Here is an 8,452-nt window from a genome sequence, read left to right on the forward strand (position 1 = left end):
TTTACGACATCTAGTGCCAAAAAGCCTTACGACCTATGCTTCACAACCTATTTTAGAATAAAACAAAAATAGGTGAAGACTATCTCCGTCGAGATTAATCTTCACCTTTAATGTTAGTAAGTTTTATTGGTCAAAATATCGAAAGGAGATCATGTGAAAAATAAAGTGAAGCAAGCAATCGTGATGAAAATTGCCTTGTATTGTGCGCCACTGCTTGTCATTTTAATACCAGTGCTGTTAATCATTGCGCTAACAATGAACAATCCTAGTGTGACGTGTCAAACTGATACAACTACGACAACGACAAGTGCAGATAGTGGTTCTAGTAATGGATCCTTAACTGATAAAAATTCAGATATTGGTAAAAGAGTTAGCTATATTATTGATCGTTTTAAAAAATCTGGTTATTCAGGGGACAATATTTCAGCCATTATTGCGATTGGTTGGCGTGAAAGTAATTTAAACCCTAAAGCAGTCAATCCTGCTGGTTCTGTTAAAGGTATTTGGCAATGGGGTGCTGGTGGTATCAATGGTAATCGTTATCAAAATACCGCAGATACCGTTGAAGACCAGGTCGATTTAGCTTTTAAAGAATTGGCAAGTAGCCATACGGTCGCTCGATTAGGATTATCTAATGCCAAAGATATTGATAGTTCAGCTTTAGCTTGGGACACAGGCTTTGAGGGTGTTGGGGCAAGTGATCCACAACGTAAAGTGTCAGAAGTTAAAGCATGGGCGCAAACCATTCAGAAAACTTATGATCTAAACTTTGAGGGATCATTAAGCAGTGGTGATCATGCTGTTAGTGATAGTGGCAAATCAGCTAATAATAGTTCTGATAGTGATAGCAATAATCGGAGCGCTTATTGTAATACTGATGACAGTGGCTCGGCAGACGGCACAGGAAAAATTAAAGAGAGTGGGCTATCATTTTGGGATAAAAACAGCATTCCAGATGATATTAAGCCTTATGTACACAATATTACAGCCAAAAAGTTAGATTGGAGCTTAACCACACCAGACGCTTATAATCAGTGTGCTGGGTTCTCACAGGTCTATATGAATGCCATTTGGTCACCTAATTTTACCTTTAGAGGCAATGGTAATGTCACAGCACAAGCCGTGGCACAAGTCACAGGGGTAAAAGTCACCACAACACCAAAGGCTGGGGCAGTCTTTTCTTCTGATCGTCCTAATCATACAGGCGTTGTGTTGCATGTGTTAGCAAATGGGGACTTAATTATCGCTAATCAAAATGCGGTAAAGTCAGGACAAAATGCAGGGACTACTAAGGATTATGAAATTACTTTAGTCCCTAAAAAGTCTTATGCAAAAGACAGTCAAGCAGTTGGTTATGGTGACATGACTTTTGCTTATCCTGGTGACAATTCAAAGTACAAATTACATTGGTAATGAAAGGAAGTAGAGTATGACAGCAGTAAAAGCGGGTTCAGATATTAGTATTTTGCCAGATAGTGCCTATCAATTGGTGAAAGAAATATTTATAACCGTAAAAACTGATTATTTGCACTTATATACGGCTTATCAAAGTTCAAACAAGTTAAGTAGCAAGGCTATGCAATCGGTTTATGTTGAGTTGGCACATTTTTATCAACGTTATGATGATAGAATGACACCTTATTTAGCACAAGATTTGTATGAGCAAATTAAGCAAGTAGAACGTTTAGTAGAAATATTAACAACGTGTGACCAGGCATTAGAAAATTTAGATCAAACCATTAGTTTAATTGAACATCAATATGAAGATGAAGCTGTCATCAATGACGCAATGAAAAAGGTACGTAAACAATACCAGGCATTGTTAGAAAAAGTAGGCTTAGACGGTAGTGTTATGGATCAGGTTAATCAAGCAATAGATGACATTCATGGTCAGTATCGCCGACTAAATGTTCAAAATAAAGCTTTATTCTTTGCACAACTGGAAAACATTCATGATCAGACAATCAAATATATTAGACATTATATTGAGATTGAATTTATTCAGAAGCGGATTGATTATGGTTTTGATCAGTTTAATACATTTTTGCGATTAGTCGTTGATAATTCAGTATACCGCAAACAATCAGGTGATTAGTATTGTCATAAGTATTTTAGTATATGTATACTAGAAGTAATCAAAGAGAGAGATTGAGAAAATATGAAAAATATTCGTGGTAAAAGACAGCCCTTATTATTTGTTGCTACTGCCGTGGCATTTTAATTGGTAGTTTTTAGTAGCGGTACTTCTTGCTCTTATACTAAAATAATCCGTTTTTTAGTATAAGAGTATACAATAATAACCACCACTTAACTATTGACTTGTACCTTTTAACATTCCCTTGATATTATTTATTACGATAAACATCATCCCGTTTATTCGTCTTTAAGACAACTACAACAAATTCATCGTCAACAATATCAGCGATAATTCGATATTTTCCAACTCGATAACGCCACAAAGTTTTCAATTCACCCTCTAATGCTTTACCAAACATTCTAGGATTTTCGATGCCGCTAATATTCAATTCTAACCAATTATATATACGTCTTTGTACTGGTTTATCTAACTTACCAAATTGTTTGGCTGCCTTACTATCAAACTTCCAGCTAAACTTCATAGACCTAATTTTGCCTTGATTTCTTCTGATGACATATACTCACGATTTTCAGAATTAATCACCTTCATAGCATCAGCATAATCTTCATCATCTTGACGTGCTTCTTCAATCAAGTTAGCTATTAAACCTGTAACACTCATGCCTTTAAAATCAGCATATTCCTTAGCCCAAGCCATTGTATCATCTTTTAATCTTACAGTAGTTACGCTCATAATTATTCTCCTTTACTCTGACTACAAATGTAGTATAGCACACTACTACACTTGTAGTCAATCAAGGCCTATCGGTATACATTTTTGGCTTGTGACGTGTCACCAGATTTAACCGTCTGATAGGTACTGCTCAGAAGTCAATAAATTGGACTATTTTTATTCAGTTAATTAGGCAACATTTGAGATACGATTGCGATTATAAAAATTGATATATCAACCAATGGCTGCTTGAACTTCAGTTAATGTTTGGTATGCCTTCAAATACACCTCTTCACGCTTCAATATTGAATGAAACGCTTCCATACGGCCATTATCGTACGGATGGCCTTTGAGTGAATAAGAATGTTTCAAGCCATAATTTTGGCATTTAATATTAAACTCAGCACTCGTGTATTGTGACCCCATATCTGAATGAATAATGAGTGGCTTTCGATGTTTATCCAACGCCATCTGTAAGGCACTTGTGGCTAGCTCGGCTGTCATTGTATCGCCAATTTTATAGCCCAATACTTTTCTCTTCTCAGGATCCAGAACGGTCGCTAAATAGACCCATCTGTGATTAGTCAACTGAATATAAGTGATATCTGTTTGCCAAACACCGCTTAAATCATGCAAGTGTCTAATCAGATTGGGTTTTTGAGCAACCGTCACAACAGTTTTGGGTTTGCGATAACGTTTTTGCATGCGGGATTTAATCCCTAATTCACGCATCAATTTGAGTGTCATATACTCAGATACTTTCGGACCGTCGGTTTGTTGACTATAAGCAGCAATACGACGATAACCATAAAATTTAAAGGTTTTCCAAACGTCTAAAATATAAGGTTTCAGGGATTCTCTAAGCTTTTCTTGTCGACTGGGTTGCCAATGGCGCCAGTTGTAATAGGTACTAGGTTTGATTTTAAGTGCACTTAAAATACGCACAAGCGCGTAGCCTTGTGCTAAAAATTGGTTAACAAGCGGCAATCCGACATTACGGACTATTTTTTTGCTAGTAAGATGGCCGCTCAATGCCTGTCAGGCTATGCGTGATAAAATTTCGTTTTCTTCCTCCAAAATAGCGAGACGCTTTTCTAATTGCTTGACATCCTTTAACGTCTTTGACTGACCCTGAATCATGACTGGGGTAGCTTGCTTGACCCAAATAGCAATAGAATCTTTTGAAGGTCCAAATTCGTTTGCTAATGACTTAAGTGAACGTCCTTCTTGGTGAAGTTTAACCAGTGAATCTTTAAAATCTTGTGAATAACGAATTGACATAAAAATACGCCTATACTTTCATTTTACGGACTGAATAAAAATAGTCCATTTTTTTTAGTATAAGAGCAGTTTGTAGCGGTCGGTTAATTATTGAAATTTACCGTTTATTAAATAATATAGTTTAAATCAATCCATTGTTTTTACAATAGCATAAGTGTATAATTGTATCGTTTGATGCTAAAAAAGGAGAGTTTCGTGAAAATTAAGCAATATAGTATTACTGGACGACCTAATGAACGATCAGATAGCATCATTGATTTAGGTCAAATTAAGACTAGACATCAACTTTCATAGTAAACAGTTGATATTTCTAAAAGCTTAGAAGAGCTTTCAATTTCATAAAGGAGAGTAACGATGCAAAGGCTATTTTCAAGACAAATGCCCCTTGTGATGTTGACAATATTGTTTTTACAATTTTTGTCATCATTTGCATCTGTATATGCAGTTGCAACACCGAATACTTCATCAATTATTACTTTAACGCAAAAGGAATCTAAAGTTGACGTGTCAATCTCGGTTGCAGCTTTAGACGATCATGAGACAAAAGACACACTTGTTATCACCAATTCACAATTAATTGATGTTCCGGATTCTGGTGACATTACTGCGACTGATAGTAACAAAACAATTGCTACTTATCAAAAGTCGTCTTCAGATACGCTAACAATTACACGTTTAACTGATAAAGTGACAGCGGGTGATCTGAAATTTGCGATTAAACAAAGTGGTACAGTTGGCTTTAAGCTAAATAATGATGAAAAGAAGACTGTAGCAGTAAAAGTAAATGACAAAAATTCTGTCACAGGTGCTACAAGTTCAATTAGCAAAGATGATGTTACAACTGCCAATTCAACGAAAAGCAATAAATCGCTACAAGCGAGTGCTCCCACAGATATTAGCAATTATTTGCCTGACGATGTAAAGGGAACAATTATTGATAGCGCGAACCTTGTCTTCACGGATGCTAATGGTAAGACGGTAGACCCATCTGATGTTACTAGTAACACAAATATTAAGCTCGAATATAATTGGTCAATTCCAAATGACTTAAAGGACAATTACCAATTAAAAAATGGTGATTACTTTACATTTTATTTACCAAAGGGTATTCAATATAAAGCTAGTAATGGTAGTTTAGGTGATTATGGTACGTACCAGATTACTAGTGATGGCAAAGTAACGTTTACCTTTAACGACAAAGTCGAGTCTAAAGAAGACATTTCAGGCACTTTCAATTATAATGCAACAATTAGTAGTGAAACGACGACTGGAACACATGTCATTGTTATTCCAACAAAAGATGTTCCAAAAGACACTACTATTATTGTCAATCCTACCGGTGGTAATGATATTTCTAAATCAGGTAAATTGACAGGTGAAAATCATTCGAAAAATGCAACTGGTATTACGTGGGATGTTGACATCAATACCAATATGCAAGAACTCAGTAATGCGACTGTCACTGACCCAATGCCTAAGAGCACAGATGGCAAGGTTACAACAACGCTGAAATCAACAACTGTGTACCCATTAATCGTTGATTTAAAAGGTAACGTGACTGGTAAAGGCGCTGCCTTGGTTGAAGGTAAAGATTACACAGTTGATTTGAGTGGTAAAGTGACGTTTATTGGCGACTATGCCAAAACTAACTCTGCTTTCAGAATTGAATACACCAGTGATATTGATGCAAGCACGTTACCAGAAGATGGTGGTAGTGTAACCTTTAAAAACAGAGCTACTTTAAATAATGGTGATAAAACCGCGACGGCTGATGCAAGTGTTACTGCCAACTATGGTAAATTGCTCGAGAAAGTATACGATGGTCAAGATAATAATGGTAGCCAAAAGTACAATTGGCATATCAATTATAATTTTGGCGAAGAAAAGTTATCAGCAGATAAGGCAACACTAGTTGATAATTTGTCAGACGGTCAAGTCTTTCCAGCAGATTCAAGACCAGTATTGACATATGAAGATGGCTCAGTTGTTTCTGAATCAGCATATCAGGTCAGCTACAATGGTAGTCGTACTGCCATGACCATCAAATTTACAAATGGCTTGGATCAAGGTGTCAAAATTGCTTATCAATCACAAGTGACCGCACCGATTGATGGTAATGAAAAAGTGACCATTAGTAACGAAGTTACGAGTGGTGACAAAAAAGCTGATAGTGGGACACACGATGTCGGACAACAAGGCCTGACTAAGTCTCTTGGTTCTGTTGACTACAATGGAAAGACTGTTACCTGGAATTTTGATATCAACATGGCCCGCCAAAATATGTCAAATTGGTCGATGTCTGATACTGTGCCTGATGGTTTGACGGTTATTGAGAGTTCATTTGTCTTAAAGAGTAAAGATAAAAACATCACCTATACAAATGGAACAGACTATAAAGTTGTCATGACTGCTGAAGGTTTCACAGTCGAATTCCTCGGCGATTTAAAGAATAGTGCGCCTGATTGGTACACTTTGTCATACAAGACAGCGTTTGATACGAATAAATTAAATGGTAAGTGGACCAATACAGCTAAAGCAACTTGGACTGACAAATATGGGAAAGAGCATATCAACAAAGGCAGCGCCGACTTTACCCCTAAAGCAGAGTTCAAAAATGATGGCAGCAAGTCAGGTGCTTATAATGCGGTTAACAAGCACATCACTTGGACTGTTGTTGGTAACTACAACCAACGTGAACTCAAGAGTGCAACTATTGTGGATCCAATCCCAGATGGGCAGGTTTATGTAGATGGTTCAGCAAAATTATATGAAGCAACCATTAATACGAATGGTTCATATACATTAGGTTCAGAAGTAACAGATGCACATATTACGTTAAATTCTGATAAAACAAAAATTCAAGCGTTTCTGCCAGAAGGTTCGAACAAGGTGTATGTACTCATATTCGACACATCACTTGACGGAACAGTGATTAATCAATCACCATACACAAATACGGCAACATATAGCAATGATTCAAAAACTCGCAATTTAGATGCTAAAGTTTCCGTACCTAATTCTGGTAGTCTAGTGACTAAAAATGGCCAACAAGATACCAGTGATTCCGCATATGCAAAATATAATATGTGGGTTAATAAATCACAATCAACATTAAAAAATGTTGTCGTTGATGATACACCATCTGTTAATCAAATCATTGATGAGCAGTCAATTGTGATTAATGAAACGACTGTTGACAAAAATGGCAATTTCACTGAGAACACCTCTGCTCCATTAACTTTGAACAAAGATTATAAGGTTGAGCTGACAACAGATCCATCCACTGGGAAGCAAGAGTTGAAGATTAGTTTTATTAATCAAATTAGTAAAGCTTATGTCATAAATTATCGTTCTTTGATTAATTCGTCAAAATCAAATGATACATTGAACAATTCTGTGACAATTACAGGTGACAATGAAAAAAGCTACACGGAAACCAAAACAACTAATACAAATGTTGTTAATAATGGTGGATCAGCGAATGGTAAGAACCTTAACTTGGTTATCAGCAAAACAGATGCTGATACTAAAAAAGCATTGCCTGGTGCAACATTTGAACTTTACTCAGATGTTAAAGGACAAAAAGGTCAATTATTACGTTCTGGTACAACAAGTGCAGATGGTCAATTGGCTTGGAACAACTTGAAATCTGGTAAGTATGTCTTAGTAGAAACATCTGCGCCTGACGGGTATAACATTGCGTCAGACTATGCGCAAGGCAAAGAAATTTCTTTGACTTATTCTGATAAGGCAGTGGACGCTAATAACAACTTCACATTGAATGTTGCTAACGAAGAAAAGACTGGATCTGTTGTTTTAACTAAGACTGATAGTGATACGAATAAGATCTTAGCCGGCGCAACGTTTAGCTTATACAAGTCAGATGGCACAAAAGTTGCGTCAGATTTGACAACAGATGTTAAAGGTCAAATTAGTAAAGATGGCTTGAAGCCAGGGGACTATTACTTCGTAGAGACAGCCGCCCCAGCCGGCTATGATTTAAACAAGGACAAACAATATAAGTTTACGATTGCTTTCCAAGATATAGAAAGCGCTGGCAAAGTTGTCAAAGTTTCTGCAACTAATGCAGAGAAAACTGGATCAGTTGTTTTGACTAAGAAAGACAGCGATAGTAATAAAGTCTTGGCCGGTGCAACGTTTGATTTGTACAAAGCTGATGGTACTAAAGTAGCGACCGACTTGACAACAAATGCGGATGGTCAAATTAACGAGGACGGCTTGAAGCCAGGTGATTACTACTTCGTAGAAACAGCCGCACCAGCAGGTTACAACTTCGACAAAGACAAGCATTACGACTTCACTGTTGAATTGCAGACAACCGCAAAGGTAGCAACAGTTTCA

Annotated in this window: 7 protein-coding genes; 3 read left to right on the top strand and 4 right to left on the bottom strand. The window is 36.8% G+C overall.

The genetic code is table 11. From position 1 onward, the window contains the following. Positions 1–153: 153 nt before the first annotated feature. Positions 154–1,413 (top strand): phage tail tip lysozyme, encoded by a 1,260-nt coding sequence (locus tag FF105_RS08055; RefSeq protein ID WP_290046590.1) that lies wholly within the window; start codon positions 154–156, stop codon positions 1,411–1,413. Positions 1,414–1,429: 16 nt separating this feature from the next. Further along, a complete protein-coding gene (locus tag FF105_RS08060) occupies positions 1,430–2,095 on the top strand; it encodes a hypothetical protein (RefSeq protein WP_290046591.1) in 666 nt (221 codons plus the stop codon). Between the two features lie 250 nt (positions 2,096–2,345). Here FF105_RS08060 and FF105_RS08065 read toward each other — a convergent pair whose 3' ends face one another. The 4 genes from FF105_RS08065 to FF105_RS08080 form a co-directional block, all read right to left on the bottom strand. Beyond that, on the bottom strand, positions 2,346–2,618 hold the full coding sequence (locus FF105_RS08065) for a type II toxin-antitoxin system RelE family toxin (RefSeq protein WP_228934968.1): 273 nt from the start codon (positions 2,616–2,618) through the stop codon (positions 2,346–2,348). After that, the gene (locus FF105_RS08070; RefSeq protein WP_228934970.1) at positions 2,615–2,830 is read right to left on the bottom strand and encodes a DUF6290 family protein; all 216 of its coding nucleotides are present in this window, start codon (positions 2,828–2,830) and stop codon (positions 2,615–2,617) included. Before FF105_RS08070 ends, FF105_RS08065 begins: the two co-directional genes overlap by 4 nt. A gap of 213 nt (positions 2,831–3,043) precedes the next feature. Continuing rightward, entirely contained in the window at positions 3,044–3,796 is a 753-nt protein-coding gene (locus tag FF105_RS08075) for an IS3 family transposase (protein WP_290046592.1), read from the bottom strand. Between the two features lie 51 nt (positions 3,797–3,847). Further along, positions 3,848–4,090 (bottom strand): transposase, encoded by a 243-nt coding sequence (locus FF105_RS08080; RefSeq protein ID WP_290046593.1) that lies wholly within the window; start codon positions 4,088–4,090, stop codon positions 3,848–3,850. A 354-nt stretch (positions 4,091–4,444) separates the two neighbouring features. On the opposite strand from FF105_RS08080, the gene FF105_RS08085 reads away from it, so the two are divergent. Further along, a partial coding sequence (locus FF105_RS08085; protein ID WP_290046594.1) for a SpaA isopeptide-forming pilin-related protein occupies positions 4,445–8,452 on the top strand: 4,008 nt, incomplete at its 3' end.

The organism is Leuconostoc sp. UCMA20149 (assembly GCF_030400235.1).
GTDB classification, from domain to species: Bacteria; Bacillota; Bacilli; order Lactobacillales; family Lactobacillaceae; genus Leuconostoc; species Leuconostoc pseudomesenteroides.

Bases quoted from the DNA above. Each gene is read 5' to 3' on its own strand.
- FF105_RS08060 (WP_290046591.1), top strand. From the start codon at position 1,430: ATGACAGCAGTAAAAGCGGGTTCAGATATTAGTATTTTGCCAGATAGT.
- FF105_RS08065 (WP_228934968.1), bottom strand. From the start codon at position 2,618: ATGAAGTTTAGCTGGAAGTTTGATAGTAAGGCAGCCAAACAATTTGGT.
- FF105_RS08070 (WP_228934970.1), bottom strand. From the start codon at position 2,830: ATGAGCGTAACTACTGTAAGATTAAAAGATGATACAATGGCTTGGGCT.
- FF105_RS08080 (WP_290046593.1), bottom strand. From the start codon at position 4,090: ATGTCAATTCGTTATTCACAAGATTTTAAAGATTCACTGGTTAAACTT.